The following is a 26,483-nucleotide window of genomic DNA, read 5'->3' on the forward strand; positions in this document are numbered from 1 at the left end:
CTCAGACGAAGGCCGACTTCCCTGTCACCGCCCGGGCAACGATCATCGAATTGATCTCGTAGCTGCCCTCATACGTGTAAAGGATCTCGGCGTCACCGAAGAGCTTGCCCATCTCGTAATCCGTGGTGATCCCGTTCCCGCCCAAGAGGGAACGGCCCATCGCCACGGATGAGCGCGCCAGCCGGGTGGTGGTGGCTTTGCACATGGCAGCTTGGACCATTTCGAGCTTGCCGGCCTGCTGGATCCGCGCGAGCTCAACCATCATGGACAGTGAGGCATTCGCGTTGCCCAAAATATCCGCGAGCTGCTGCTGCACCAGCTGGAAACGGGCCAGCTCCTTGCCGAATTGCTGGCGTTCCAAGGCGTAAGAACGGGCGATATCAAACGCGGCCAGTTGAATCCCTGCAGCCTGCCAACCCACCCAAGCCCGGGAATCACGCAAAAGATCGTTCGCCCGCGAGAACTCCGTGGCCCCCGGCAGGAGATTCTCCAAAGGTATGCGGACCTCGTCCAGGACGATGTCCGCGTTCTGCATGATCCTGAGCCCGATTTTGTTGGAGATCTTAGTGGCCGAGTACCCGGGGCGATCGGTCTCCACAATGAAGCCCTTGATCTGCCCGTCGGATTCGTCCCGGGCCCACACCAGCGCAAAGTCGGCGATCGTGCCTGCACCAATCCAGCGCTTGGCACCGTTGATGATCCATTCGCCGCCGTCGCGCCGCGCCGTCGTCGAGAGTCCTCCGGCGATGTCGGAGCCGTGGTCAGGTTCGGTGAGGGCGAAGGCGCCCAACTGGGTAAAGGCCTCCAGCCCAGGCAGCCACGTGCGCTTCTGCTTATCAGAGCCGAGCTCGTGGATCATGCCCACGATGAGTTCGTTGTGGATGCCCACCAACGCCGAAAGAGACACGTCCGCCCTGGCGATCTCGGTGTACATGAGGCCCTTGAAGAGCTTGGTGGAGCCGTCTGTCTGTAGTCCTCCAAGCCCGAACTTGGCCATGTCGGCCAGCAGTCCGAACGGAAATTCCTCCCGGTTCCAGTACTCGATACTGGCCGCCCGTATGCGTGCCTGCAGGAATTCCCTGATCTCGAGGTAGCGCACACGCTCCGATGGTGGGAGCAGATCCACTACGTGCATAAGGTCCGCCTCCGGGTAAGGAGGGAGGACACGTTCTGTTGCCGCACCGCTGGTGACGGTGCCGGCAGCTTTTTCGTCGAGCATTAGACCCCTTCGTCATGTCCCGCACAGGCTCTTCCAAACCCTTGGATGTCCTAGTATATTGCAAGGTGATGTGGATCACTAGGCCGGGCAATGAAGCCCCAGCGAAAGGCGGACTATGACAGTCACCGATGACTTCCGTGCGGCCCGCGACCGGTTGCTGGAACTGCGCGAGGACTACAAGCAGGCACACAGCGAATTCGCGTGGCCACGCTTCGAGGAGTTCAATTTCGCCTTGGACTGGTTCGACCAGATCGCGGCGGACAAGGAAAAAGGCGGCAAGCCCGCGCTGGTCATCGTGGAACAGGACGGCAGTTCCACCCGCCGCTCGTTCAAGGAGCTCGCAGATCGGTCATCGCAGGTAGCCAACTGGCTGCGCGGCCAGGGCGTCCAGCGCGGCGACCACATGATCATCATGCTCGGCAACCAGGTTGAACTCTGGGAACTCATGCTGGCCGGCATCAAACTGGGCATCGTCATGATCCCCACCACCACCCTCATGGGCGCCCGCGATCTCCAGGACCGCGTTGAGCGCGGTGGGGCCAGCTGGGTGGCCGTCGGAAGTGCCAACATCAGCAAGTTCGCCGCAGTGGAAGGCGATTACACCCTGATCGAGATCGGCGCGGAACCCACCAACGCGGACGCCAAACAGTACGCAGATTCGTACGACGCCGGCACGGACTTCGCGCCCGACGCCCCCACTCGCGCCGACGAGACGCTGCTCCTCTATTTCACCTCCGGCACCACTTCCCGCGCCAAACTGGTGGAACACACCCACACGTCCTACCCCGTGGGCCACCTGTCTACGATGTACTGGATCGGCCTCGAACCCGGCGATGTCCACCTCAACGTCGCCTCCCCCGGCTGGGCCAAACATGCATGGTCCAACGTCTTCACTCCTTGGATCGCTGAGGCCTGCGTCTTCATCTACAACTACGAACGCTTCGATGCCGCCGCCCTCATGGAGCAGATGGGCCGGGAGGGCGTCACCAGTTTCTGCGCGCCGCCCACGGTGTGGCGCATGCTCATCCAAGCAGACCTCACGCAGCTCACCACTCCTCCGCTGAAGGTGGTTTCGGCCGGCGAACCACTCAACGCGGAAGTCATCGGGCAAGTAGAGGAGGCCTGGGGCGTCACCATCCGTGACGGCTTCGGCCAGACCGAATCCACGGTCCAGATCGCCAACACTCCTGCCCAGCCGGTAAAGATCGGCTCCATGGGACGGCCGCTGCCCGGGTACGACGTCGTCCTGGTGGACCCGGTCACCGGCCAGGAAGCCGACGACGGCGAACTCTGCTTGCGCTTGGCCCCCCGGCCCGTGGGGCTCATGAAGAGCTACTTCGGTGACGAGGCCAAGACGGCCGAGGCCTTCCGCGATGGCTACTATCACACCGGCGATATGGCCAGCCGGGACGCCGATGGCGTCATCACCTATGTCGGCCGGGACGATGACGTCTTCAAGTCCTCCGACTACCGTTTGTCGCCATTCGAACTTGAAAGCGTCCTGATCGAACACCCCGCAGTGGCGGAAGCCGCCGTCGTGCCTTCACCTGATGCCGTGAAGTTGTCGGTACCCAAGGCGTTTGTGGTGCTGGCCGCCGGCTACGAACCGGGACCGGCTGTGGCCGAGGACATCCTCAAGTATTGCCGTGAGCATCTGGCGCCGTTCAAGCGCATCCGGCGGCTGGAATTCGGCGAGTTGCCCAAGACCATTTCCGGCAAGATCCGGCGCGTCGAACTGCGCGGTACAGAGGTTGCTCGGCACGGCGACGGTCCGCTCCCGTCAGGTTTGGGCGTCGAATACTCCGAGGAGGAGTTCCCGAATCTGAAAGACTAGCCAACCGAACACTCGGCCAACCAAGCAAACGAAGGAGGCCCATGGGCACCCCGCTCCCCCGCGACCCCATTGCCGATGCCCAGCGCAACTGGGAACGGCATGGCTGGGGCGATGTCGCCGCGCCCATGGCTGCCATCACCGCGATCATGCGCACCCAGCAGATCCTGCTGGCGCGTATCGAAACGGTCCTCAAGCCGTTCGGGCTAACCTTCGCACGCTACGAACTCCTGGCGCTGCTGAGTTTCGCCCGGAGCGGTGCGCTGCCCATGAACAAAGCCAGCGCGCTCCTGCAGGTGCACCCCACTTCGGTGACCAACGCCGTCGACCGCTTGGAAAAAGCCGCCCTGGTGGCCCGCTCGCCGCATCCCACCGACGGCCGCACCACCCTGATCGAACTCACCGCCGAGGGCCGGACCCTCGCCAAGAAGGCGACGGCGGCACTCAACTCCGAGGTTTTCGGCAAGTCAGGTTTCGGAGACGACGACGTCGATCACCTCATCCGCGTACTGGGCACCTTCCGCAGGGATGCGGGAGATTTCGAAGACTAAGGCGCTCAACGGGCCTTCTTCGTGTCCGGGGTTTCTACGTTCTGGAGGGGCGGTGTCCCGGCAGGGGCGGCGCCTTTGATTGGTACGAGTGTCCGGTGGGGGTGCTGATTTCCACGGTGTGCACGCCACCGGGCACGGCTTTGGTGCTCCAGCCGGGGTTTTCCTTGGTGTGGTTGCATGCTTCGCAGAGTCCTGCGCCATTAGCGAGGTTTGTTTGCCCTCCGGAACGCCACGGAACCACGTGGTCAATATGCCGGATGGGCGCATCGCAATACGGGGTCCGGCAGATGTCGTCACGGGTTTCGATGAAGCGCCGGAGCCCGCCAGCGAAGACCCGGGCCTTGGAGTCGGCGGCAAGGAGTTCTCCCGTGGTTGGCGCGGTGTAGAGCCGGCGAAGCCAGACAGTGAGCTCTGTCTTCGGCACTGCCGCATGACCTTGACCGGTTTGCCCTGTTCCGGAAGCTGAGTTCGCGCCCTCCTGTCCCAGGGTTGCGGCTTGCGCCGATCCGAGCAGTTCCCTTCCCCATTCAGCGGGGACGATTCCGTAGCCCTTGAGCCGGGCTGGTTCGCTGTCACCTTGGAACAAGGTGCGGTCCGTCATAACGAGGTCCACGTTGATCCCCGAAATCCCGCCCGGGGTACCGGTAGTGCGTTCGACCAGGGTGTCGGCCATAACCTGACCCCGACCTCGAGCATCCCCACTGGAACGGGCCGAATCAGCCGCTCGGGTCAGCGCCGCGTAGACCGCCACTCCCTGGGCAACCGGAAGCAATGCCGTGAGGTAGGTCATGGTGTCCGGCGCCGGGCGCAGGCTGACAGTCCGCTCGGCCGCAGCGCGACTGGCACGCCCGACTACCGACCGCGGATCCCGCCGATACGCGGCAGCCTTCGCCGCGGCCACGATCGCTTTGTCGCCCTTCCCGGCAAAGGTCCCTGTGTCGGGGGCGAGCTCCTCGTCGACAGCGGTTCGGTCCTCAACAGACAGGCAGGCGGTTTCTTTCACCAGCAGCGTGGCACGCCACTCATTCAGCTGCCCGGCCTGCAGCGCCGCCAAGGTGCGCGGCATCTCGATCACGAGCGCCTTCGCCAAACCAAGCAACCGGGAGCCACGGTTCGGTGATTCCCTCCGTGCCAGTGCCACCTGGGCTCCCACGCCCTGGCCACGCTCCGAGGCGGGGACCCCTGCCTCGGCCTGCTCGGCGCGCTGGGCAAGATCAAAAGCCACAGCAACCCGCGCCTGCAAAGCGGTGATTGCCGACTTCATCTCCTCCAGGGCCCGCAACTGCTCGATCAGGTCCCCACTAACGGTGCTGGCTGTACCCCTGCCGCGCTGAACGGAATCCACGACGACTGGAGCGCGCCCGAGCGCCACTACTGCGCCCGCTTGCCTCTCCCCAATCCGCTCCATGCCCTAACTCTGGCAGCAGGCACTGACAATATAAGGCCAGCGATCACAGGGGAGCCCCATTCACTGGCCGCGAGGTGAGGGAGTCCCTTGGAGGACCTCCCTCAAGCGGGACTCCCTCCCCCGCTGCGAACCTGATGTTCTGAAGTCATGACCACTACAATTTCCACCGCCAGGACCCGGCGTTTACCCCTGGTGACCTACGTTCTGGCTGCGGGTGTGTTCCTGATGGGAACCACCGAGTTCATTGTTGCGGGGATACTGCCGGAGATCGCCAGCGACCTGGGCACCTCCGTGGCAAGTGCGGGACTCATGATCACGGTGTTTGCTGTCGGCATGATCGTGGGCACTCCCACGATGTCCATCCTGACCCTCAAGCTGCCACGCCGGCTGACGCTGAGCCTCGCGCTGGTGGTGTTCTCTGTTGGTCACGTCATCGTGGCGCTCACCTCCGATTTCACGCTCATTCTTGGCGCACGTTTCCTGACGGCCTTGGCGACGGGCGCTTTCTGGGCGGTAGCCGCCGTCGTGGGTGCCAAAGCGGCAGGCGCTGCGGCAGCCTCGCGGGCGCTAGGGGTGGTGTTGGGCGGCGGGATGCTTGCCAACGTGGTGGGTGTTCCCCTTGGGGCGTTTGCCGGTCAGGTCATTGGCTGGCGGGGACCGTTCTGGGTACTCGCTGGCCTGGCCCTGGTGGGTGCAGTTACCGTGTACCGGTTGGTTGCCTCGGATCCTGTTTCCGGACCCACCCCGTCGGTCCGTGCTGAGCTGGCGAGTATGCGGGACTCGAGGGTTTGGCTTGTCCTGGCGGGCTGCGCGATGGTGTGCGGATCTTCCTTGGCCGCCTACACCTTCATCTCTCCGCTGCTCACCGAGAACACTGGGCTTGCCGCAGCCGCGGTTCCGCTGGTGCTGATGGCCTACGGCATCGGGGCGTTCATCGGATCCACCCTGGGTGGCCACTTCGGGGCACACCACCCCTACCCGGCCCTGTTCATCTCAGCAGGCATGACATTCCTGGTTCTCGGAGCCCTCTTCCTGTTCTCCCACTACGCCGTGGTGACAGTGGTCCTGATCTTCCTGCTGGGCCTCTTCGGCATGGCAACGAACCCAATATTGATCGGCAAGGCAGTGCGCTACGCCGGGCAAGCTCCAACCCTGGCCTCGGCGCTCAGCACTTCGGCGTTCAATCTGGGCACGGCCGTGGGATCGTGGATGGCCGGCTTCGCGCTGGAGTCCGCGCTGGGAGCCAGCGGTCCGGTGCTGGTGGGTGCGGGAGTAGCTGCGCTCTACTTCCTGCCGCTCACGGTGCTGATGCTCAAGGATCGGAAGGAAGGTGCCGTGGCATGAGGCGCAGCGTCGCTGGAAGATTGTTGCCCGCCATCACCATTGCGGCGGCCGCGGCGCTGGCCAGCTGCAACACAACGCCCTCCGGCGAACCCGCACCGAGTCCGGCCGACGAAACATCAACTCCCGCCACCGGCAGCGTCGTAGGTACCGTGGTCCGCTTCAGCACCGGCTCGGCATCACTTGACGTGACCATCGGTGAGGACAACCCGGCCACCCGGGACTTCTTGAGCCTGCTGCCGCTCACGCTCACTATGGAAGAGTTCGCCGGCCGGGAGAAAATCGCTGAGCTGCCGAGACCTCTCAACCACCAAGGATCCCCCGGGTCCGACCCTGAAAACGGCGACCTGATCTACTTCGTCCCTTGGGGGAATCTTGGTTTCTACTACGATGCCTCAGGTATCGGATTTTCGGACCAGACCATCCATTTGGGGCGCTACACCGCCACCCCGGAACGGCTTGCGCAGTTCGAGGGGCCGGACGTCCGGGTAGAAGTCAGCCGCTGAGCGTGGCATCGACATCCACGACGTCGGCACGGACGCCACTTGCCTCGAGTCGGACCGTCACCACGGAGAGGGGTCGCTAGGTCGCACTTGCACCCAGCCCAGGAAGAGGCCTTGAAGCGGCGGCTGAGCAAGAAAAGGCCATGCAGCTCCTCGCACTTCGCCGCACCGAAGATGTCCGTGAGCAGGCGGCGAAACTCGGATCGGAAGTAGAAGGCCACCAAGTGCCCGTAGAGAGTCTTGCCAACCTTGAGCTGGCCACGCGCTGCCGAAGGCATACAGTGCGCTTCAACATGTCATAGACACGGTTGTCGGCTTTCCGTGCGTGAGATTTCGGGTGTGATCAATGGTGTGTTCTAACCGTTGAAACAAAGTGTCATTCATGACAGCATGGAGACATGACAGCAGTTGCAGGAGCCCGGGGAGGGCTGAAGGCCCATCAGGATTCCATTCGGCTGCCCGAGGCCGAGCTAGTCCGCGACCTCAGGGACATCCTGGGCGCAAAACTTGTCGCCTACATCGGCTCAGTCAAGGAAACCCGTGCGGTACGCCAATGGGCACACGGTGAACGGAAACCCTCCGCAGAGGTCATGACCCGGCTGCGGCACGCCTACCATGTCGCGGCCTTGCTGGCAGAGCGCGATTCCAGGGCCGTGGTCCAGGCTTGGTTCCAGGGCATGAACCCGCAGCTGGACGATGTGCCGCCGGCCAGGCTCTTGCGCGAAGGCCATATCGACGAGGCCGCACAATCGGTCCTTGCAGCTGCCCGGGCCTTCGCGGCCGCCGGCTGACGGGTGGAACAGAACGAACTAGCCATCATCCCAGCGGCCGGCCCTGTGTGGCGCATCGGGTTCCGCCCCGAGCCCTGGGCGTGGAGCGGCTGGGAATGGGCAACGGATGGCCGTTTCCCGGGACGCTGGGATGACCTGCACGGCAACTTCCGCACCGTCTACGCCGGCTCAAGCCTGAAGGCATGCCTCCTGGAAGTCCTGGCCGGCTTCCGCCGCGACGCCAGACTCGCCGCGGAACTGGACGAAATCGTCGAAGACGATGAAGACCAAGTGCTGCACCCGACCATCCCGCCAGGAGAAGTTCCACGTGAATGGCTGGAACCACGAGCAGCGACCCGCGCCGAACTCTCCGGGCACTACTGCGCCGTCACCGCCTCCCAAACCATCGCCGCCCTCTATCCGAACTTCATCGCTACTGCCTTGAGTCTCGGACTGGCCGATTTCGACGCGGCGGCGTTGAAAGACGCCCGCCCGAGACAACTGACTCAGGGCGTCGCCGCCTGGCTATACGAAACAACCACTGTCGATGGTGTCACCTTCAACTCCCGCCACGGCGACGAGCTCCGGCTGTGGGCAATCTTCGAGCGGCCCGGGGATCCCCCAACCAGCCCCAAACTTGGCCGGACCCAAGTGGTTGACATCCACCACGACGCTGCGGCGATCAACGAAGCATTCGAAATCCTCAAACTCAACTGGCGTGAAGCGTAGCGCACTCCTCAACGAGGCTCTTCGACAGCTCCAGCTATCGGCAAGCGGACGAAAGAGTGCTTATCGGCGTTTTAACCGGACCGTGGTGCGTTCAGTTCTAAGGGCGGTGGTTGGGTTGGACCATTCCAGGGCGTCCACGACGGGTCCACCATTGGGTCGGGCACGCTTCACGTCTGTCGATGGTCGTTGGCGTAGGCTGCGACTGCCATTGGTGAGGTTGAGCGGCCGAGGCTGTGTCAGGCGCTGCGATCGTTCTGGGTACCGCAGATGAGAATGCCGATGGTTTCGTTGCGGTTCTCGCGTCGCAGCATTTCCTCTATAAGGGCGACGTGGAAGTCGAGCTGGAACTTGCCCGTCTCCAGTTCAACGACGACGTAGCGAGGAAGAGCAGATCGACCAAGTCGTTGTCGATCGGAGCGCCCGGTCCAAGTTCCCGGAGGCCTTCGGCAATCCGGTTGGTCAGGGCGTTTTCCATTTCGCGTTCGGAGACTTCCCCGAAGAGCTTGCACGCTTCGAAGGCCAGGAAGTCCGTGTAGAAGTCAGCCGCTGAAGACGCATCAGCCGTCCGGCAGTCAGCTGTCCGCGACGGTCCTTTCGGCAGCAGGCTGAACACCGTATTCGCTGGCCGCCCACGATGCCAGCAGCTGAAGGCGTTCGGCCGACGGCGATCCAGGCTCGGCTGCATAGATCGTGAGGGTCAGTCCAGGTTCCGCGGCCATTTCCAGGCCCTCATAGGCGAGTGTCATTTCACCAACGATGGGGTGTTTGAAGGTCTTGAAACCGGTGCCATGATGGCGGACGTTGTGTGCGCCCCAGCGGGTGCGGAACTCATCGCTGCGGGTGCTGAGCTCACCAATGAGATCGTGGAGCTCCTTGTTGTGCGGGTCGCGTCCGGCCTCCGTGCGGAGAATCGAGACAGTCGCCTCGGCAAACGCATCCCAGTCCGGATAGAACTCATGTGCACGATCGTCCAGGAAGGTGAAGCGGGCGATGTTGGGCGGCTGGCCCGGCATGTCGTAGGAGTCCTTGTAGAACGCCCGGGCCAACGGGTTCACGGCCAGCAGATCCATCCGGCCGTTGCGGACAAACGCAGGTCCTGCCGTGACAGCATCCAACGCCCACTGCAGGCTCTGGTGGGGCACATAGGACTTCGAGTTCCGGCGTCGCGGCGGTCGGGCAACTGGACTCGCTGCATGGGCCAGATCAAAGAGGTGGGCGCGCTCGGCATCATCCATATTCAGCGCCCTGGTTAGGCTCTCGAGTACTTGTGGCGAAGCGCCACTGATGGCGCCGCGCTCCAGGCGGGTGTAGTACTCGACACTCAGCCCGGCCAGCGTGGCCACCTCGCTGCGACGCAATCCCTTCACGCGCCGATTGGAGCCGGCCGGCAATCCAACCTGCTCGGGGGCCACTTGGGCGCGCCGGGAGATCAGGAATTCGCGTACTTCTGCCCGATTGTCCATGACTTCACCATAGGGCCGGTCTGGCCATCAGAGGGAGTCCCCTTGAGGGCCCCCAACGACTTACGCCGGCCCGGCCTTCCGGCGCGACACCAACACGGGACTGTGGGCATGGTGGAGTACGGCGTGGGCGGTGGAGCCGATGGTGCCCTTGATGACGCCGTGCCCTTTGGTCCCCACCACCGTAAGGCGTGCTCCTTGGGAGGCCTTGACCACCGCCCGGGAGAAGGAAGCATCCACCAGCAGCTCTCCGGCTACGGCGAGCCCGGGTGCTTTGTGGCGGGCCTGGCTCAGCACGGAGTCCAGCAAGGCTTCAGCGTCCGGGTACGCTTCCACAGGTTCACGCAGCAGGCGGTAGCCGGCAGGTTCGTGAAGTACATGGACGATCATGAGGTCCGCGCCCGTTGCCGCAGCGAATACGCAGGCATCGTCGAGTGCTGCCGGTGATCCTGAGTCATCCACGGCAAGCAACACGGGGCCGGAGGGGTGGTCATCCGCACGGATCACGGCCACGGGACATTCTGCGGTTGCGGCCAATTCAAGGCTGACGGATCCCACCAGCAATCCCATGAACCCGCCAAGGCCCCGGCTTCCCAGCACCAGCATCTCCGCGCCGACGGAAACGTGGGCAAGATGGTCGCGGGGCATCCCATGCAACAAGGTGGTGTGGACAGTCAGCTCGGGAACAGTCTCCTGGGCGAGGGCCAACCCCTCTTCCAGGACTTTTTGTGCCGCACGTTCGAGGCCGCTGTCAGCCACCCCGGGGACCGGCCCCCTGTTATGGGACAGCAGGACCCACAGGGAACAGTGGACAATCTGCAGGGAACAGTCCCGCCGGACCGCGTGTCGGGCTGCCCATTGGACGGCACGCTTCGCTTCTTCGGATCCGTCATAGCCAACCACGATCGTGCGGGTTTCCGTCATGGCCAGAGCCTACGCTGGCGCGGGAAGCGGCACCATAGCGTAACGCCCGCCGCCAAAACCCAGTACGCTGCTAGGCTCCGATGCTGACACTTCAGGAGGAAACACCGTGGGCTTTGCCGAAGAACTCAGGAATCAGTACGCCGAAGATTGGGACGCTGCCGTCAACCATCCGTTCGTGGACCAACTTCTGGACGGGTCCCTCCCGGACGAGGACCTGCGCCACTACCTCGTGCAGGATTACCAGTTCTGCGATGCTTTCACCGCCCTCCTGGGCCAGGCCGTAGCTTCGGCGCCTTCGTTGCCTTCCCGGCTGGTGTTCGCTGGAGTGCTGGGGGCCTTCGCTTCGGACGAGAACACGTTCTTCCAGGATTGCTTCAATGAACTGGACGTACCTGAAGCAGACAGGACAACACCAGTCCTCGGACCTGCCACCCGCGCTTTCGATGCCCTCATGCGCAGCGCCCTCGCCACCCGCTCCTACCCGGATGTCCTGGCAGTCCTGCTGGTTGCCGAGTGGCTCTACGGCGACTGGGCAGCCCGCGCCGGCGATCCTGACAGCTGGCCCGCCGAACCCAAGCATGCCGAGTGGATCCGTCTCCACAACAACCCTGAGTACAACGCGTGGGTGACGTGGTTGCGCGACGAGTTCGACGCCGTCGAGCCTTCATCCCCGCAGGATCGGCACCGTGTGACCGGTACTTTCGCGGAAGCGGTGCGGCTGGAGCGGGCGTTCTTCGACGCGGCGCTTGTCAGCGCAGCTATCCGCTAGCTCTGCTTCCGCAGGGTGTAACTGAGCTCCACCAGGCCTTGGTCGTAGCTGTTCACGTCCACTAGCTTCAACAGCGCGGGGTCGTGTCCGGCGGGGAAGACGCCGCGGCCGGCGCCTTGGCCCACCGGCATGACCACCAACCGGACCGCGTCCACCTCGCCTGCCGCGAAGAACGTCCCGCCGAGGGACAGGCTGCCCCACAGGACAATGTCCTTTTCGGACTCGCGCTTGATGCGGCGGATCGCTTCGATCGCGTCGCCGGATTCAATAGTCGACGGCGGGAAGTCACCCCACGGGGCTTCCTTCAGTTGGCGCGAAAACACGTGGCGGCGCAGGCCATTGAGGGCCGGTGCAATGATTTCGCCCTCCGATGCAGGCGTAGGCCAGAACTCGGCGAAGTATCTGTACGTGGTGGCGCCCAGAACCATGGCTTCAACGCTGCCGAGCCACTCGAGCTGGGCGCGGTCGAACTCAGCCGTTCCACCTTCCAGCAGTTCATCGGCCTTGAACTCATTGTTGGTGTCGGCGGCGAATCCGTCGGCGGTGACAAAATCCTGGACGATCAGTTGTCCCATGACTCACTCCTCGAACGCGGTGATGGCCCGCAGGAGCCTACGCCGCGAAGTATGAGGGGACAACCCTTGCACGGTTCTCCTGTTCAGCGGACCCTCGGCAGGCCTCCGGAATTCCCGCCAGGTTCGTCCAGTGCCAGCTGTCAGGGCAGTCGTCGTTATCGCAAAATTGCCAGGTCATGGGGTCCCTCGTCGTCGCCTGTTCGTGTCCATTGATAGGACACGCGAGCAGCCGGAACGTGACGAAAGAAGGACCGTGACCTGCGCCCTATTAACCTGCCGAAGTGAAGATCAGCCTGCCGAGGTGAACGCGAAGATCAGCGCCGAGCCCAAGGACAGGAGACCGATGCCGTAGCCCACAGCCAAAGCCGCAATGGCGAAGCCCCGTCCGCGCTCACCGCGCTGTTGTATCTGGTTCAAGGCCACATGGCCCGCCCCGACGACGAAGACCGCGATGACTGCCATACCCGCGAAGAACAGCCCCACGAGGGCAACTACTGCCATCGCGGCGGCTACGAGGGCCTGCCGGTTGATCGGCTGGGTGGACGCTTCAGTGTGGTTAGCCTGAACGATCTCCGTTGACATGTTCTCTCCCCATTTGTAAGTGCCCCGAGTCTATCCGCGCAGTGCCCAAAACCCTGGCTGCCCCGCCTGCGAATTAGCGGTGTTTGAACTCCGGTTGGCGCTTCTCGCTGAACGCGGCCATGCCTTCCTTCTGGTCCTCAGTGGCGAAGAGTGAGTGGAACACCCGCCGTTCAAAGACAACCCCTTGGGCCAAGCCCGTCTCGAAGGCAGCGTTGACGGCCTCCTTGGCCACCATCGCGACCGGTTTGGACTTGGACGCGATGACGTCGGCAGCCTTGACTGCTTCATCGATCACCTCAGCGGCAGGAACAACCCTGGAGACCAGGCCGGAGCGTTCGGCCTCGTCGGCATCCATGAACCGGCCCGTCAGGATCATGTCCATCGCCTTGGCCTTGCCCACGGCGCGGGTGAGCCGCTGCGAGCCGCCCATCCCCGGAATTACACCGAGGTTGATCTCGGGCTGGCCGAACTTGGCGTTGTCTCCGGCAATAATGAAATCGGCCATCATCGCCAGTTCGCAGCCACCGCCGAGGGCGAAACCGGAGACAGCAGCAATGACAGGAATCCGCAGGCGTGTGAGGTCCTCCCACCGCCGGAACCAGTCTGCGGCGTACATGTCCATGTAGCTGTTGGAAGACATTTCCTTGATGTCGGCCCCGGCAGCGAACGCTTTGGCGGAGCCCGTGATGACCACCGCGCCCACGTCCGGATCGGTGTCCATGGCCGTGACAGCATCCACGAGTTCAGTCATGAGCGCCGTGTTCAGCGCATTTAATGCCTCCGGCCGGTTCAGGGTCACCAGGCCCACCCGGCCCCGCCGTTCCACCACAATGTTCTTGTACTGCTCCGTCATGCTCTCCCTCTCCGCCAAGCTCGTCATAAGTTCAGTTCCAACCTTTCACACGGACTTGTCGCGGATCTCCGTAATGATGCCGGAGAAGTCCCTGCCGGCACCCTCGCCGGCGGCAAAAGCATCGTAAATACGCGATGCCAGCGGTCCCATCTCTGCCGCAACACCTGTGCTTTCCAACGCGTTCAGTGCCAGGCGCAGGTCCTTGGCCATCAACGCACCGGCAAACCCCGGCTGGTAATCGCGGTTGGCCGGGCTGGTGGGCACAGGTCCCGGAACGGGACAGTTGGTGGTCAGTGCCCAGCATTGTCCGGACGCGTTGGAGGCGACGTCGAACAACGCCTGGTGCGTGAGGCCCAGCTTCTCGCCGAGGACAAAAGCCTCCGCAACAGCGATCATGGACACGCCCAGAATCATGTTGTTGCAGACCTTGGCGGCCTGCCCTGCACCATGGTCACCACAGTGGACGATCCTCTTGCCCATGAGTTCCAGGATCGGTTTCACGGTCTCGAAATCCTCCGGCAATGCACCCACCATGAACGTCAGGGTGCCCGCTTCGGCACCCACCACGCCGCCGGAAACCGGGGCGTCCACGGAGCGGTGCCCGGCTTCCAGTGCAACGGCAGCCGCTTCGCGCGCTTCGTCCACGTTGATGGTTGAGCAGTCCAGAAACAGGGTGTTCGGCTTCGCAACGGAAAGGAGCCCAGGACCGTCCACGCCCCGGTAGGCGTCCAGCACGTGCTTGCCGCTGGGGAGCATGGTCAACACCACCGCCGCTTCCGCTGCGGCCTCATGTGCCGTGGACGCCATGGGAATCCCGTGGGCCAGCGCTGCCTCGACAGCCGCAGGGACTGGGTCATAGCCGATGACTTCGTGCCCCGCTCTGATCAGGTTCGCCGCCATGGGTCCGCCCATGTGGCCGAGGCCGAGGAAAGCGATGAGTCCTGTTGAGGGGGCTTGGATATCTGACGTGGCTGCGTTCTCTGTCATGCTCGTCTCCTTCAATTCGACTGGACTGGACTGGCTGAAAGCCCCAGCTCGCGTTCTCCAAGCGGCGCGAAGTAGCCCTCGACGTCGGACGTGCGGACGTCAGCGAGCGTCGGCGGCTTCCATTGCGGATTCCTGTCCTTGTCCACCACCTGCGCGCGGATGCCTTCACGGAAGTCCGGACCTGCAAGGCAACGAAGCCCTACCCGATACTCCTGGTCCAGCGCTTCCTCGAGCGAGAGCCCCCGGACCCGGCGCAGGGATGCCAAAGCGACTTTCACGGACGTCGGCGATTTCGCCTCGATCGTGTCCGCAACGGCAGCCGCTTCAGCCCCCGCCGAGCGCAGGCCCCGCACGATCTCCTCGGCATCGTCGTACGCGTACGCGGCGTCGATCCACCCGCGTTGGGCCGCCAGGGCCGAGTCCGGCGCGGCTTGGGCGAAGCGCTCGACGGCGGCTTCCGCCGTCGAGGTTTCCAGCGCTTCCGCCAACGCGGGCAGGCTTTCGGACGGCACAAAGTGGTCCGCGAGGCCCAGGAACAGGGCATCGGCGCCGGCCAGATGGGCACCCGTCAGGGCAGCGTGGGTTCCCGTCTCTCCCGGCGAGCGTGACAGCAGGAGCGTGCCGCCGACGTCGGGCACGAATCCAATGGTGGTTTCGGGCATTCCGGTGCGTGTCCGTTCGGTGACGACACGCAAGGAACCGTGCGCCGAGATGCCGACACCACCGCCCAGCACCAGGCCGTCCATGAAGGCCACATACGGTTTGGGATAGTGCGAGATCAGGGCGTTCAGCCGGTACTCGTCGGCCCAGAACTCCGCTGTTTCTGTTCCGCTGTGGAGCATGTCCTTATAGATGGCCACGATGTCCCCGCCCGCGCACAGGCCGCGGTCGCCGGTGCCGCGCACCAAAACTGTGGCGACGGCGTCGTCGTCCGCCCAGTCCGCCAACTGCCCGAGCATGGCTTTCACCATTCCCGCATTGAGCGCGTTGACAGCCTTGGGTCGGTTCAGGGTCACGATGCCCAAATGGCCCCGGCGCTCAAAGAGAACCTCGTCTTCTGTCTCCAATGCCCCCATTAGCTGCCTGCCGGCATCACGAAGCTGGCGCCCTGTCGGATGCCGGAGGGCCACCGTGATGTCACGGTCTTGGTCTTGGTGTAGAAGCGGAAGGCGTCGGCGCCGTGCTGGTTGAGGTCGCCGAAGCCGGACGCCTTCCAACCACCGAACGTGTAGTACGCGATCGGGACGGGGATAGGCACGTTGATGCCCACCATGCCTACCTCCACGCGGCTGGCGAAGTCCCGGGCGGAGTCACCGTCGCGGGTGAAAATTGCGACGCCGTTGCCAAACTCGTGCTCGCTGCAGAGCCTGAGCGCTTCGTCATAGTCAGCCGCGCGCAGCACGCTGAGGACAGGGCCGAAGATCTCTTCCTTATAGATCTTCATGTCCTTGGTGACATTGTCGAAGAGCGTAGGGCCAACCCAGAAACCGCCGTCGTAGCCGTCCACGGTGAGGCCGCGGCCATCAGTAACCAGCGTCGCGCCTTCATCCACGCCGGACTGGATGTAGCCCTCGATCCGTTCCTTGGCTGAAGCAGCCACCACGGGTCCGAAGTCCGAGTCCTTGTCCAGGCTGTGGCCCACCCTCAGGTCCTTGACGCGCTCGGTCAGCTTGGCCACCAAGGCATCGGCGGTTTCCTGGCCCACCGGCACGGCCACCGAGATCGCCATGCAGCGTTCGCCTGCTGAACCGTACCCGGCACCAATCAGGGCGTCGGCGGCCATGTCCAGGTCGGCGTCGGGCATGATCACCATGTGGTTCTTCGCGCCGCCAAAGCACTGCGCGCGCTTGCCGTGCGCGGCTGCTGTGGCGTAGATGTACTGGGCGATCGGTGTGGAGCCCACGAAGCCGATTGCCTTGACGCGCGGATCTTCAAGCAACGCGTCCACGGCTTCCTTGTCGCCGTTGATCACGTTGAAGACGCCGTTCGGAACCCCGGCTTCGCTGTACAGCTCGGCCAGGCGCAGGGGAACCGACGGGTCCCGTTCGGAGGGCTTGAGGATGAACGCATTTCCGGCGGCGAGCGCGGGGCCCGACTTCCACAGCGGGATCATGGCCGGGAAGTTGAAGGGCGTGATGCCCGCGACGACGCCCAAGGGCTGGCGGAGTGAGTGGACGTCAATGCCCTGCCCCGCGTTGTCCGAGAACTCTCCCTTGAGCAGGTGTGGTGCCCCTGCGGAGAACTCGACTACCTCGATGCCGCGCTGGATGTCGCCCTTGGCATCGGCGAACGTCTTGCCGTGCTCGGAGGACAGGAGCTTGGCGAGCTCGTCCATGTTGTCGTTGACCAGGTCCACGAACTTGAGCAGGATGCGTCCACGGCGCTGCGGGTTCATGGCCGCCCATTCGAGCTGGCCCTTCTCCGCATTTGCGACGGCGTTGCGGACCTCGTCCGCGCTGGCCAGCGGAAGCCGGGCCTGGACTTCGCCGGTGCAGGGATCGTAGACATCGCTGAACCGACCGGACGTGCCGTCAATCCTTTGGCCGTCTACGTAGTGTGAAAGCTCGCGCACCATGGTGGAATGCTCCTTTGCATCGTGAATGACTGCCATGCCGCCGGGTGCTGGGACCGCTGCGGGGAACACGTGACCAACTGTGATCCAGGTCATCTCTGAACCCGAATATACTCGGACTTCCTACTAATTTCCAGAGGGGTGTCCTGGGACGCCTAATGGACCTCTTTCATCCCCTTGTACGCCTCCAGCGCTTCCGCCCGGGTGGTCTTGAGGTCCACGATCTCCTCCGGGTAGCCGGGTGTGCCGAACTCCGGAATCCAATGGGCAATGTATTTTCCCTGGGGATCGAACTTAATGCGCTGGGCCTCCGGGTTGAAGATCCTGAAGAACGGCGACGCATCGGCCCCGGACCCTGCCACCCACTGCCAGTTGGCGGGGTTCGACGCCGGATCAGCGTCCACCAGGGTGTCCCAGAACCACTGCTCGCCGAGCTGCCAGTGGATGCCAAGGTTTTTCACCAGGAAGCTCGCGGCAACCATGCGGACACGGTTGTGCATCCACCCCGTATGCCAGAGCTGCCGTTGTCCGGCGTCCACCATAGGGAAGCCGGTGCGGCCTTGCTGCCATGCGCGGAGCTCCTCCGGCGCACTTTCGTGGCCGGGGTGTTTACCGTCGCCACCACTGCTGCCGTCTCCAGCAGCCCCGGGCCACGCCCAGGGGAAGCGATCGAACTCAGGGCGAAGGTTGGCCGTTGCGAGGCCAGGGTTGTGGAAGTACTGGTGCCAGCAGAATTCACGCCAGCCCAGCTCGGAAGCGTAAATCGAAGCGCTGTCCGACCTTTTGGAACCCAGGGCATGCCACACCTCAAACGGGCTCAGCTCACCCCAGCGGAGGTAAGGCGAGAGGCAACTGCTGCCATCGGTGTCCGGACGGTTCCGCCCCTCGCTGTAATTGGAAAGCCCCTTCTCCACGAACCCGGCAAGGCGCTGGTGCCCGGCAGCAGCCCCCGGCGTCCACATGTCGGCCAATCCGCCGGACCAGTCCGGATCGGTGGGCAAGAGATGCCAGGAGTCCAGTTCGTCGTACCCGGGCAGTTCGCCGGCATACCCATGGCCCTTTGCGGGCACAGCCAACGGCTCGCGGAAATCCTGTGCAGACACGGTCCGCCAGAAAGGAGTGAAGACCTTGTATTGCCCGCCCGTTTTCGTGGCCACATTCCATGGCTCGTGGAGCAGGGACGCTTGAAAACTCGCCACATGCAGTCCTGCGTCACCCGCCCAGGCCTTGATGCCGGCGTCGACCGTCCGCTCAGCCGAGCCGTACCGGCGGTTCCAGTAAAGTGCGCCGGCGCCAACCGCCGTCGTCGTCTTCCGGACCACGTCAGAGGCTGCTCCGCGGCGGAGCAGCAGCGGTATGCCCAGCTTGTCCAGCTCATCACGGAGCGCCGTCAGCGAGTGGTGAAGCCACCACCGTGCGGCACCGCCGTGGGCGCGGATTCCTGGCGATTCTTCGTCGAGGACGAATAAGGCAACGGCTTCACCGTCGTCGACGGCGGCACGCAGGGCCGGGTTGTCGGCGACCCGCAGGTCGTCGCGAAACCAAACGATGGACGGTTTCATTAATTCCTTTCAGCGGACACCCCCGGAAATGGGAACAGCCCATGCCCCCTTATGAATCCTAGGGGCATGGGCTGAACGCTCGCTGTTGAATAAGGCTAGGCGATGGATGGAACAGCTTCCTCGACGATCTCGGAAAGTGCGGGAGCATCGGCCCCCGTTGCATCCCACACGGGAACGCTGTTTACCACGTAGTCCCTGGCTGCAGGGCCCACCATGCTCAATCCTGCATAGATCCTGCGGCCGTTTTCCTTGATGGACCTCAGACCCTCACGGACAAGGGCCGTTTTGAAAGCGGAGTCTGGAATGGGAATTTTTCGTCCAAGAACGCACCAACTGATGTACAGGCCATAGAAAGTGTCAAAATCCAAGCCGTTCTCGGTGTCGTCCTCAAACACCACGCAGTCGCGAATAAAGCTGCCTATTTGGGTGTCGGTCATTACGGGGCCTCCGGCGTCGGAAGAAAATACGGGCCGCCGGGCTGCATCAGCGAATGTCCTGTTCCCCCACTATAGACCCCCCGTACCGCGGAGTAACCGGAAAACAGATTAACTCTGGGTTTCGAAGAGGTGCTGTCCCGCGCCGAAACCGGCGCCACACCGTGCCGTGGCAACCGATGCGCGGGCTCTGGCGCCATCCCCGAGTTCGGCGTAGCTTCAGATACAGCCACACACCCCGGAATCCTGCGTTCCCCAGCGGAGCGGGCAATCAGGGCGTGATGATTGGAGGCAAGCCGTGGCTGGATGGAACGCAGACACCGCAGCCGGCCCACTGGGCTCCGGCACCGTAACCCTCGTGGAAGGCTCTACTTTCTGCATCTCTGCAGCCAACGGAGACATCAGGCCTGAGCTGCCGCAGGGCCTGTTCCACTTGGACACACGCATCTTGTCCCGCTGGGAGCTGACCATCAACGGCCAGACCGTCGAACCCTTGGCGGCAGAAACCAAAGAACCGTACCGGGCCCTGTTCGCAGGCCGTGTGCCGCGCTCAGGCGGCTACGCCGACAGTCCCCTGCTCGTAGAACGGCTCCGTGAAGTAGGGGCCGGCATGCTTGAGGAAATCACTATCCGGAACTACTCCAAAGAACCGGCTGAGTGCAGCATCACGCTGGCGGTCGAAGCGGACTTCGCGGATCTCTTTGAAGTGAAGGAAGCCCGGATCACCCGCGAATGGAAGGAAACGCGTCGTTTGGAAGGTGACTCGCTGGAAATCCGCGGGCTGTGGGAGGGGCTGAAGAAGGGCGTGATGATCCGGGCCGAAGGCGCCGGCGCCGGAGCCAAGGCCTTGGGTTTCAGGACGAGCATTCCGCCCTATGGGCAATGGAGTACACGTATCAGCGCGATGCCCACCCTTGACGGGTCGGCAGCTCCCTTCACCCATCCCGGCCGGGGCGAGATGTCCCCCAGTGATCGGCGGAGGCAGGAATGGGTGGGCAAGATCCCGGTGATGCAAATAGGCAACCGGTCCATCGAAAAGACCCTCCGCAGGAGTTACGAGGACTTGGGTGCCCTCCGCATTCAGGATCCGGCGCACCCGGACAGGGTGGTGGTGGCCGCAGGAGCGCCATGGTTCATGACGTTGTTCGGCCGGGACTCCCTCTGGGCGTCAGAGATGGCACTTCCCGTGGATCCATCCCTGGCGTTGGGCACGCTGCGCACCCTGGCTGACCGCCAAGGAAGCGAGGTGAACACCGCTACGGAGGAAGAACCCGGCAAGATCCTGCATGAGGTGAGGCTGGACGTCTCCAGCAGCCTGGCCCTCGGCGGCAAGTCCGCCTACTACGGCAGCGTCGACGCCACTCCCCTTTTTGTCGCTGTCCTGGGTTCGGTCAGCCGTTGGGGCTTCGCCAAGGACGTGATTTCCGAGCTCCTCCCCAACGCGGATCGCGCGCTCGAGTGGATCAGGGACTATGGCGACCGGGATGGCGACGGCTTCGTGGAGTACGGGCGTCCCAACGAGCACGGCCTCATCAACCAGGGCTGGAAAGATTCCTGGGACGGTATCAACTTTGCCGATGGCACCATCGCTGAGCCACCGTTGGCCCTGTGCGAAGTCCAGGCCTACGTACATGGCGCCTACATGGCGCGCGCTTGGATGGCTTACGACGACGGCGACCACACCTTGGCAGCCGAGCTTCGGGAACGCGCGGATCGCCTGAAAAAGAAGTTCAACGAGGACTTCTGGCTCCCGGACAAGGGCTATTACGCGGTGGCCTTGGATAAGGACAAGCGCCCTGTCGACGCCTGCGCGTCAAATATGGGGCACTGCCTGTGGTTTGGCTTGGTGGACGAAGACAAGGCTCCCCGTGTGGTGGAGCGGCTGATGTCTCCGGAAATGTTCAGCGGTTGGGGAGTCCGCACCCTGGCCAGCGACATGGGCGCCTACAACCCGGCCAGCTACCACAATGGCTCGGTCTGGCCGCATGACAATGCGCTGATAGCGGCAGGCTTGCTCCGCTACGGATTCGTGGAGGAAGCGCAGCGCATCGCCACTGCCCTGCTTGAAGCAGCCGAGTTCTCCGGCGGCAGGCTCCCCGAACTGTTCTGCGGGTTTGCGCGCGAACAGTTCAGGGAGCCCGTGCCGTACCCCACGGCATGTTCCCCACAGGCCTGGGCTGCCGCTACTCCCATCCAGCTCATCACCGGACTCATGCGCTACGACGCCCACATTTCCTTGGGCGGCGTCTGGCTGGATCCCGTATTGCCCGAGTCCTACGGTGACCTGCACATCAGCAACGCCCCCATGGGAAGCGGGCGCATCACCATCGACGTGGTCGGTTCTTCCTCCCGGGTTGAGGGGCTTCCGGAAGGTTTGACGCTCCACCGTGCCCAACGGCCGTGGATCACCGAGCTCGTGGAACGGGCAGAGCTGCGGCGTACTGAGCCCTGAGCCCTGAGCCCTGAGCCCTGAGCCCTGAGCCCTGAGCTAAGCGTCGATCACCATGTCAGTGAGCGCCGTTGAGCAGCAGGGCAGGAACTTGCCAGCGTCGATCTCACGTGCCCGGATGCCGCCCTGGTGGTTCATCTCGACGTCGCCGGAAAGCTTGACGATCTTGCAGGAGCCACACATGCCCTCCTTGCAGTTGGCGCCGATCCTGACGCCGGCACGCTGGGCCGGGCCCAGGATGTGCTCGGACGGGTCCACGCGCACATTGATGCCGGTGCGCATGAAGGACAGGGTGAGGCTTCCCGTTCCCACTGTCTCAAAGCTCGAAGCATCGGGAGTTGAGACCTCCGCTCCCGCATCCGCACCGCCGTCGAAAGCTTCGGGACCGGTCAGGTCCGGCTCCGCGGATTCCAGCTCCAGGCCGGTCGCCTGCAAGGTTCCCTCGGCGTCGTAGCCTGGCTCGTAGAGCCCAAACGCAGCGGGCTGGCTTTCGTAGTAATCCTCGGCGGATTCCGCTATTTCCTCGGCGATCTCCTCCGCGATGTCCGCCGCATGCGCAAGCTCCGCCTGGTATTCAAGGATGGTCTGGCGGTCTCCGGTGAAGAACTCCATGTGGATGGAGGTGTCGTCCACGCCCACCTTCCCCAGGAGCTCAGTGGCGGTGTTCAGGTAGCCCTCGGGACCACACGCATAGACCTGCCGCCCATTGGCATCCGGAGCCACCTCATCCAGCATGGCCGCCGTGAGCCTTCCACTCAGCCCTTCCCAGTCCGCGGGTTTGGCTCGGTTGCCTAGGGAGTAGAAGACCTTGATGCGCGAGTCCACCGAGGCGATGTAGGCGAGCTCCTTGTTGAAGGCAAAGCCCTCGTCCGCCGCCCCGTGATAAAGCACCACCACATCGGCCTGTCCAGGGAGGGAATGGATGGTCCGAACCATGGACATGATGGGGGTGATGCCGGCCCCGGCAGCCAGCAGGAGGTACCGTGCCCGCCGGTCGACGTCGGGCAGGTGGAAGGCCCCCACGGGCCCCAGCATCTCCAAAACAGTGCCGGGTTTGATGTTCTGGTGCACCCACGGCGAGACCAGCCCCGTGGGATCGCGTTTAACAGTGATGTCGAAGGTCCACGGCCTCGTGGGGGCGCTGGACAGCGAGTAGCTTCGGTCCGCCGGGTCCTGGTCTTCCCCGTTCACAGGGAAGGCCACGTTCACATACTGGCCGGCTCGGAACGCCAGGGGTGCACCATCGGAGCGACGGAACACGAAGGTCATCATGCCGCCCACTTCGGCAACAATCTCCACGCATTCGGCCGTAAACTCCTGCGGATGCCAGGGACCCAACGCACGGGCTGCGCTGGCGGGTCCCTCGCTGCTTCCCATCACCCTGTTCCACGGCATTTCAAGGCCGCGAATGCGATGTGGCTCCTGGACCAGCGTCTCAGTGAGGAGTTCGGTCATGCCAAGTGCTCCTGGACGCGCTGTACGTACCAGTTGATGAAGGCCTCCACCTGGTACTCGCTCTTCATGTACGGGCCGGGCTCGTAGGCAGGGCTGCCGGCACCGGTCTGGCACAGCTCCACGAATGCCTTGTCCTGCAGGTTGGTCTGCTTCCAGGTGTAGGTGAGCTTCTCCAGGTCGTAGTCCACGCCTTCCACGGCGTCATCCGCTACCAGCCAGGTGGTGCGGACCAAGGACTGGTGCTCGTTGACGGGGAAGACGCCGAACGTGATGACGTGGTCGCTTTGGAAGTGGAACCAGCTGTTGGGCTGCAGGTGCATGGAGCAGCGGCCAAGGCGGAAGTCCGGCAAGTCACCGAGCAGCTTCTTGGAGAGCCTGCGCCCATCGGCCGAGAACGATTCGCCCTCGCCGTCGAGGGATTCGCGTGAAATACGGATTCCGGCGATGCGGGTGTCCAGCTCCTCCACCACTTCGTAGGGAAGGCCATAGCGGCGGCAACGCTCCTCGAGCGAGGACTGTGCCTCCTTGTTGCGGTCCCACACTTCTTCGAGATGGGCGGGGATCAGGCCCTCCGTCAGGCCCCAGGTGGGGAAGAGGGAACAGGCGAGCTCCGGGTGTCCGTCGCAGTGGTAGCACTCACGGTTGTTCTCCATGACGAGCTTCCAGTTGCCCTCCTCAATGATGTTCTGCTGGTAGGCGACTTTCGTCTTCGACAGATCGTGGGGCGCGAGGTACGGCTCAAAGATCTTTGAGGTTTCGTCGAAGTCGGCTGGTGGCTCGTCGGCAATGCAGACGAAGATGAGTCCGGCCACCACACGGCTGTGGGCGCGCTTGAGGCCGAAGCAGCCTTTGTCGAACTTCGTCTCCCCTGGCGCCGAGGCGTGGATCAGGTTGCCTTCCGGAGAGTACGTCCACGAGTGGTAGCCGCACACCAGGTTTCCTGTGGACCCGGCAGCCTCGGTCAGGACGCGGGCGCCACGGTGACGGCAGACGTTATGCAGGACGTTCACGCCGCCGTCGTCATTGCGCAGCACGATCAGGGAGTAGGGCCCGTAGTCCACCGTGATGTAGTCGCCTGGCTCCGGCAGCTCGGCGACGCTGCCGGCAAAGATCCAGTGCTGGCCAAAAATGGCTTCCATGTCGATCTTGAAGATCGTGGCATCGGTGTAGAAGGGCGCATCGAGGGAAAATCCCTTGCGCCGGAACTCGAACAACGCGCTGATCTCCGCCAGCTGCTCTGCAGGCAAAGATGAGGCGAGTTTTCCGCGTGAGTTGAGGGGCAAGACTGGAGCAGACATATGTTTTCCTCCCGGGAGGCGTGGGTCAGAGTGTGTTTCGTGGGGAGCACCGCTGCGTTGGGGGCGGGCGGCGTGGTCGAAAACCTTATAGTCATGAGATTAGGGACGATTGAACCGCAACAAAAGCGCAAGATTCAGAAGATAACCGTGCACAATAGGTGCATGATCGATGCGAGGCTCATCACACTTCGGGTGTTTGCCCGGTGCGGCACCATTGGCGCAACCGCGGAGCTCACCGGCTACTCCCCGTCCGCTGTTTCCGCACAGCTGCGGGAGCTCCAGCGCATGCTGGGAATGCAGTTGCTGACCAAGGACGGCCGGGGCGTTCGGCTGACCGCCACGGGCCGTTTTCTCGTGGAGGGCTCGGACACCCTCATTGCCGAGTGGGAAAGCCTGCGCGCGGCAGCCATGGAGGCGGGCGATCAGGTGCAGTCCCGTTTTGGCCTCGGCGGATTCTCGACGGCGGCCGCGCAGCTGCTCGCCCCGCTGGCCGCCACCCTCCGCACCACGCGCCCACTACTGGAGGTGCAGGTACTCGAGGCCAACCCGGCCCGCTGCTTCGACCTGCTGGTGGCAGAACGAATTGATCTTGCGGTCATCGTCGCCATGCAGTCCGACACCTACGTGGAAGACGATCCCCGCTTCGAACAGACGATCCTGCTCGACGATCCCCTGGACGTGATCATTCCGGCTGACCATCCCTTGGCATCGCGGGAAACGGTGACGCTGGAAGAGCTCGCGTCTGAACCATGGATCACCGAAGCCGCCGGCTCCACCTACCACGCCCTTTTTACAGCGGCGTTCACGGCCGTCGGGGTGACGCCGCGGATTGCCCATGAGGCCGTTGAGTGGGAAACCCAGATCGCCTTCGTCGGAGCGGGACTTGGCGTGGGTCTGCTGCCGCGGTTGGCACCCTTGCATAACACCGAAAACGTGGTTCGGCTTCGTATCAGCGGCAAAGGCAGGCCCTCACGCCGCATCGTCGCTGCGGTTCGCAGGGGCAGCATCGCCTCGCCCCTCATCCAGGAGTCGCTCGCCATCCTGCAGGAGAGCGCTCATCGGATCCTCACGGCCCGCCCAGAGGATGACCGCTAAAAGTCCGGAGTAACAGCCGCTCAGGCCCAGACCTGGTAGCCCGTCGACTTATCGAACAACTTCCTGGTGGAGAGTCCCTCACTAACAAACAAACACTCCCACAACGGAGCGGTGAGCGCTGATCCGGCAGCGTGCGTAAAAGGGTCCCCGCCCCGGCCCGCCAGCAAAATGGCGGCAGCGAGAGCGGGGAATAGCACGCAGAGGATCAGGGCACGCCGGGGGCAACGGAACCTACCAGCCGCGTTCTGCGAGGCGGTGGGGCTGCGGGATGTCGTCGACGTTGATGCCCACCATGGCTTCCCCGAGGCCGCGGGAGACCTTGGCGATGACGTCAGGATCGTCATAGTAGGCGGTGGCGTTGACGACTGCGGCGGCGCGCTCTGCCGGGTTGCCGGACTTGAAGATCCCCGAGCCAACAAACACACCGTCAGCGCCGAGCTGCATCATCATCGCAGCATCAGCCGGAGTGGCGATGCCGCCGGCGGTAAACAACACCACGGGAAGCTTGCCGGTCGCGGCAACTTCCTTGACCAGCTCGTACGGGGCCTGCAACTCCTTGGCCGCAACGTAGAGCTCGTCCTCGGGAAGTGCTGCGAGCTTGGCGATCTCCGAACGGATCTTGCGCATGTGCCCGGTCGCGTTGGAAACATCACCGGTACCGGCTTCACCCTTGGACCGGATCATCGCCGCACCCTCGTTGATGCGGCGCAAAGCCTCACCAAGGTTGGTGGCACCACACACGAACGGGACAGTGAAGTTCCACTTGTCGATGTGGTTGATGTAATCCGCCGGGGTCAGGACCTCGGACTCGTCGATGTAGTCAACACCGAGGGACTGCAGGACCTGGGCTTCGACGAAGTGGCCGATGCGGGCCTTGGCCATGACCGGGATGGACACGGCGGCGATGATCGCATCGATCATGTCCGGATCCGACATGCGGGACACGCCACCCTGGGCGCGGATATCGGCCGGGACACGCTCGAGCGCCATGACAGCGACGGCACCGGCGTCTTCGGCGATGCGGGCCTGCTCGACGTTAACGACGTCCATGATGACGCCGCCCTTGAGCATCTCCGCCATGCCCCGCTTAACACGGCTGCTGCCCGTCAACGGTAT

26 protein-coding genes are annotated in these 26,483 nt (G+C 63.7%); 10 read left to right on the forward strand and 16 right to left on the reverse strand.

The genetic code is table 11. From position 1 onward, the window contains the following. Position 1 precedes the first annotated feature (1 nt). Complete coding sequence (locus ACSSVG_RS07565) at positions 2 to 1,219, reverse strand: acyl-CoA dehydrogenase family protein (RefSeq protein WP_492418200.1); 1,218 nt, start codon at positions 1,217 to 1,219, stop codon at positions 2 to 4. Between the two features lie 115 nt (positions 1,220 to 1,334). On the opposite strand from ACSSVG_RS07565, the gene ACSSVG_RS07570 reads away from it, so the two are divergent. Together ACSSVG_RS07570 and ACSSVG_RS07575 are read left to right on the forward strand one after the other, a co-directional pair. Then, positions 1,335 to 3,053: an AMP-binding protein gene (locus tag ACSSVG_RS07570; protein WP_492418202.1), complete on the forward strand. Its 1,719-nt coding sequence runs from the start codon at positions 1,335 to 1,337 to the stop codon at positions 3,051 to 3,053. 41 nt (positions 3,054 to 3,094) lie between these two features. Then, the gene (locus tag ACSSVG_RS07575) at positions 3,095 to 3,601 is read left to right on the forward strand and encodes a MarR family winged helix-turn-helix transcriptional regulator (RefSeq protein ID WP_231338898.1); all 507 of its coding nucleotides are present in this window, start codon (positions 3,095 to 3,097) and stop codon (positions 3,599 to 3,601) included. A 34-nt stretch (positions 3,602 to 3,635) separates the two neighbouring features. Here the strand turns inward: ACSSVG_RS07575 and ACSSVG_RS07580 are convergent, their stop codons facing one another. Then, entirely contained in the window at positions 3,636 to 5,009 is a 1,374-nt protein-coding gene (locus ACSSVG_RS07580; RefSeq protein WP_492418204.1) for an HNH endonuclease, read from the reverse strand. 147 nt (positions 5,010 to 5,156) lie between these two features. On the opposite strand from ACSSVG_RS07580, the gene ACSSVG_RS07585 reads away from it, so the two are divergent. From ACSSVG_RS07585 to ACSSVG_RS07605, 5 genes are all read left to right on the forward strand, one after another. Next, the gene (locus ACSSVG_RS07585) at positions 5,157 to 6,353 is read left to right on the forward strand and encodes an MFS transporter (RefSeq protein ID WP_231338896.1); all 1,197 of its coding nucleotides are present in this window, start codon (positions 5,157 to 5,159) and stop codon (positions 6,351 to 6,353) included. Beyond that, on the forward strand, positions 6,350 to 6,856 hold the full coding sequence (locus ACSSVG_RS07590) for a cyclophilin-like fold protein (RefSeq protein ID WP_231338895.1): 507 nt from the start codon (positions 6,350 to 6,352) through the stop codon (positions 6,854 to 6,856). The genes ACSSVG_RS07585 and ACSSVG_RS07590 overlap by 4 nt, the downstream gene beginning before the upstream one ends. A 140-nt stretch (positions 6,857 to 6,996) precedes the next feature. Next, complete coding sequence (locus ACSSVG_RS07595) at positions 6,997 to 7,155, forward strand: hypothetical protein (protein WP_231338894.1); 159 nt, start codon at positions 6,997 to 6,999, stop codon at positions 7,153 to 7,155. Between the two features lie 96 nt (positions 7,156 to 7,251). Next, the gene (locus ACSSVG_RS07600) at positions 7,252 to 7,644 is read left to right on the forward strand and encodes a hypothetical protein (RefSeq protein ID WP_492418207.1); all 393 of its coding nucleotides are present in this window, start codon (positions 7,252 to 7,254) and stop codon (positions 7,642 to 7,644) included. A gap of 3 nt (positions 7,645 to 7,647) precedes the next feature. After that, a complete protein-coding gene (locus tag ACSSVG_RS07605; RefSeq protein WP_231338892.1) occupies positions 7,648 to 8,352 on the forward strand; it encodes an RES domain-containing protein in 705 nt (234 codons plus the stop codon). A 316-nt stretch (positions 8,353 to 8,668) separates the two neighbouring features. Here the strand turns inward: ACSSVG_RS07605 and ACSSVG_RS07610 are convergent, their stop codons facing one another. The 3 genes from ACSSVG_RS07610 to ACSSVG_RS07620 are packed head-to-tail and all read right to left on the reverse strand — an operon-like array spanning position 8,669 to position 10,736. After that, complete coding sequence (locus ACSSVG_RS07610) at positions 8,669 to 8,965, reverse strand: hypothetical protein (RefSeq protein ID WP_253469286.1); 297 nt, start codon at positions 8,963 to 8,965, stop codon at positions 8,669 to 8,671. Next, positions 8,925 to 9,815, reverse strand: a complete 891-nt coding sequence (locus ACSSVG_RS07615) for a helix-turn-helix transcriptional regulator (RefSeq protein ID WP_492418209.1) — start codon at positions 9,813 to 9,815, stop codon at positions 8,925 to 8,927. The genes ACSSVG_RS07610 and ACSSVG_RS07615 overlap by 41 nt, the downstream gene beginning before the upstream one ends. A gap of 60 nt (positions 9,816 to 9,875) precedes the next feature. Then, positions 9,876 to 10,736: a universal stress protein gene (locus ACSSVG_RS07620; RefSeq protein WP_492418211.1), complete on the reverse strand. Its 861-nt coding sequence runs from the start codon at positions 10,734 to 10,736 to the stop codon at positions 9,876 to 9,878. A 106-nt stretch (positions 10,737 to 10,842) separates the two neighbouring features. On the opposite strand from ACSSVG_RS07620, the gene ACSSVG_RS07625 reads away from it, so the two are divergent. Continuing rightward, entirely contained in the window at positions 10,843 to 11,505 is a 663-nt protein-coding gene (locus ACSSVG_RS07625; protein WP_492418213.1) for a TenA family protein, read from the forward strand. On the opposite strand, the gene ACSSVG_RS07630 is transcribed toward ACSSVG_RS07625, so the two are convergent. The 8 genes from ACSSVG_RS07630 to ACSSVG_RS07665 all read right to left on the reverse strand — a co-directional run bounded on the left by ACSSVG_RS07630 (position 11,502) and on the right by ACSSVG_RS07665 (position 19,073). Next, positions 11,502 to 12,080, reverse strand: a complete 579-nt coding sequence (locus ACSSVG_RS07630) for a dihydrofolate reductase family protein (protein WP_492418215.1) — start codon at positions 12,078 to 12,080, stop codon at positions 11,502 to 11,504. The two genes, ACSSVG_RS07625 and ACSSVG_RS07630, sit on opposite strands and share 4 nt — an antisense overlap. A 288-nt stretch (positions 12,081 to 12,368) precedes the next feature. Then, complete coding sequence (locus tag ACSSVG_RS07635) at positions 12,369 to 12,662, reverse strand: DUF4190 domain-containing protein (RefSeq protein WP_231338886.1); 294 nt, start codon at positions 12,660 to 12,662, stop codon at positions 12,369 to 12,371. A 73-nt stretch (positions 12,663 to 12,735) separates the two neighbouring features. Next, positions 12,736 to 13,515, reverse strand: coding sequence for an enoyl-CoA hydratase (locus ACSSVG_RS07640; protein ID WP_231338885.1), 780 nt, complete (start codon positions 13,513 to 13,515; stop codon positions 12,736 to 12,738). 45 nt (positions 13,516 to 13,560) lie between these two features. Further along, positions 13,561 to 14,502 (reverse strand): 3-hydroxyisobutyrate dehydrogenase, encoded by a 942-nt coding sequence (gene mmsB, locus ACSSVG_RS07645; RefSeq protein ID WP_231338884.1) that lies wholly within the window; start codon positions 14,500 to 14,502, stop codon positions 13,561 to 13,563. 11 nt (positions 14,503 to 14,513) lie between these two features. After that, the gene (locus ACSSVG_RS07650; protein WP_253465962.1) at positions 14,514 to 15,578 is read right to left on the reverse strand and encodes an enoyl-CoA hydratase/isomerase family protein; all 1,065 of its coding nucleotides are present in this window, start codon (positions 15,576 to 15,578) and stop codon (positions 14,514 to 14,516) included. Beyond that, the gene (locus ACSSVG_RS07655; protein ID WP_231338916.1) at positions 15,578 to 17,077 is read right to left on the reverse strand and encodes a CoA-acylating methylmalonate-semialdehyde dehydrogenase; all 1,500 of its coding nucleotides are present in this window, start codon (positions 17,075 to 17,077) and stop codon (positions 15,578 to 15,580) included. Before ACSSVG_RS07655 ends, ACSSVG_RS07650 begins: the two co-directional genes overlap by 1 nt. 152 nt (positions 17,078 to 17,229) lie before the next feature. Further along, positions 17,230 to 18,636: a cryptochrome/photolyase family protein gene (locus ACSSVG_RS07660; RefSeq protein ID WP_492418218.1), complete on the reverse strand. Its 1,407-nt coding sequence runs from the start codon at positions 18,634 to 18,636 to the stop codon at positions 17,230 to 17,232. A gap of 95 nt (positions 18,637 to 18,731) precedes the next feature. Further along, a complete protein-coding gene (locus ACSSVG_RS07665) occupies positions 18,732 to 19,073 on the reverse strand; it encodes a hypothetical protein (RefSeq protein WP_231338881.1) in 342 nt (113 codons plus the stop codon). 295 nt (positions 19,074 to 19,368) lie between these two features. Between ACSSVG_RS07665 and ACSSVG_RS07670 the strand changes: the two genes are divergently transcribed. Next, positions 19,369 to 21,522 (forward strand): amylo-alpha-1,6-glucosidase, encoded by a 2,154-nt coding sequence (locus ACSSVG_RS07670; protein WP_492418220.1) that lies wholly within the window; start codon positions 19,369 to 19,371, stop codon positions 21,520 to 21,522. 36 nt (positions 21,523 to 21,558) lie between these two features. Here ACSSVG_RS07670 and ACSSVG_RS07675 read toward each other — a convergent pair whose 3' ends face one another. Next, the gene (locus ACSSVG_RS07675; RefSeq protein WP_253465954.1) at positions 21,559 to 22,974 is read right to left on the reverse strand and encodes a ferredoxin reductase; all 1,416 of its coding nucleotides are present in this window, start codon (positions 22,972 to 22,974) and stop codon (positions 21,559 to 21,561) included. Then, positions 22,971 to 24,272 (reverse strand): aromatic ring-hydroxylating oxygenase subunit alpha, encoded by a 1,302-nt coding sequence (locus ACSSVG_RS07680; protein ID WP_231338878.1) that lies wholly within the window; start codon positions 24,270 to 24,272, stop codon positions 22,971 to 22,973. The genes ACSSVG_RS07675 and ACSSVG_RS07680 overlap by 4 nt, the downstream gene beginning before the upstream one ends. A gap of 162 nt (positions 24,273 to 24,434) precedes the next feature. Between ACSSVG_RS07680 and ACSSVG_RS07685 the strand changes: the two genes are divergently transcribed. Continuing rightward, positions 24,435 to 25,367: a LysR family transcriptional regulator gene (locus ACSSVG_RS07685; RefSeq protein ID WP_492418223.1), complete on the forward strand. Its 933-nt coding sequence runs from the start codon at positions 24,435 to 24,437 to the stop codon at positions 25,365 to 25,367. 231 nt (positions 25,368 to 25,598) lie between these two features. Here ACSSVG_RS07685 and pdxS read toward each other — a convergent pair whose 3' ends face one another. After that, the gene (gene pdxS / locus ACSSVG_RS07690) at positions 25,599 to 26,447 is read right to left on the reverse strand and encodes a pyridoxal 5'-phosphate synthase lyase subunit PdxS (RefSeq protein ID WP_272941670.1); all 849 of its coding nucleotides are present in this window, start codon (positions 26,445 to 26,447) and stop codon (positions 25,599 to 25,601) included. Between the last annotated feature and the right edge of the window lie 36 nt (positions 26,448 to 26,483).

The organism is Paenarthrobacter sp. E2MeOHC11 (assembly GCF_058744955.1).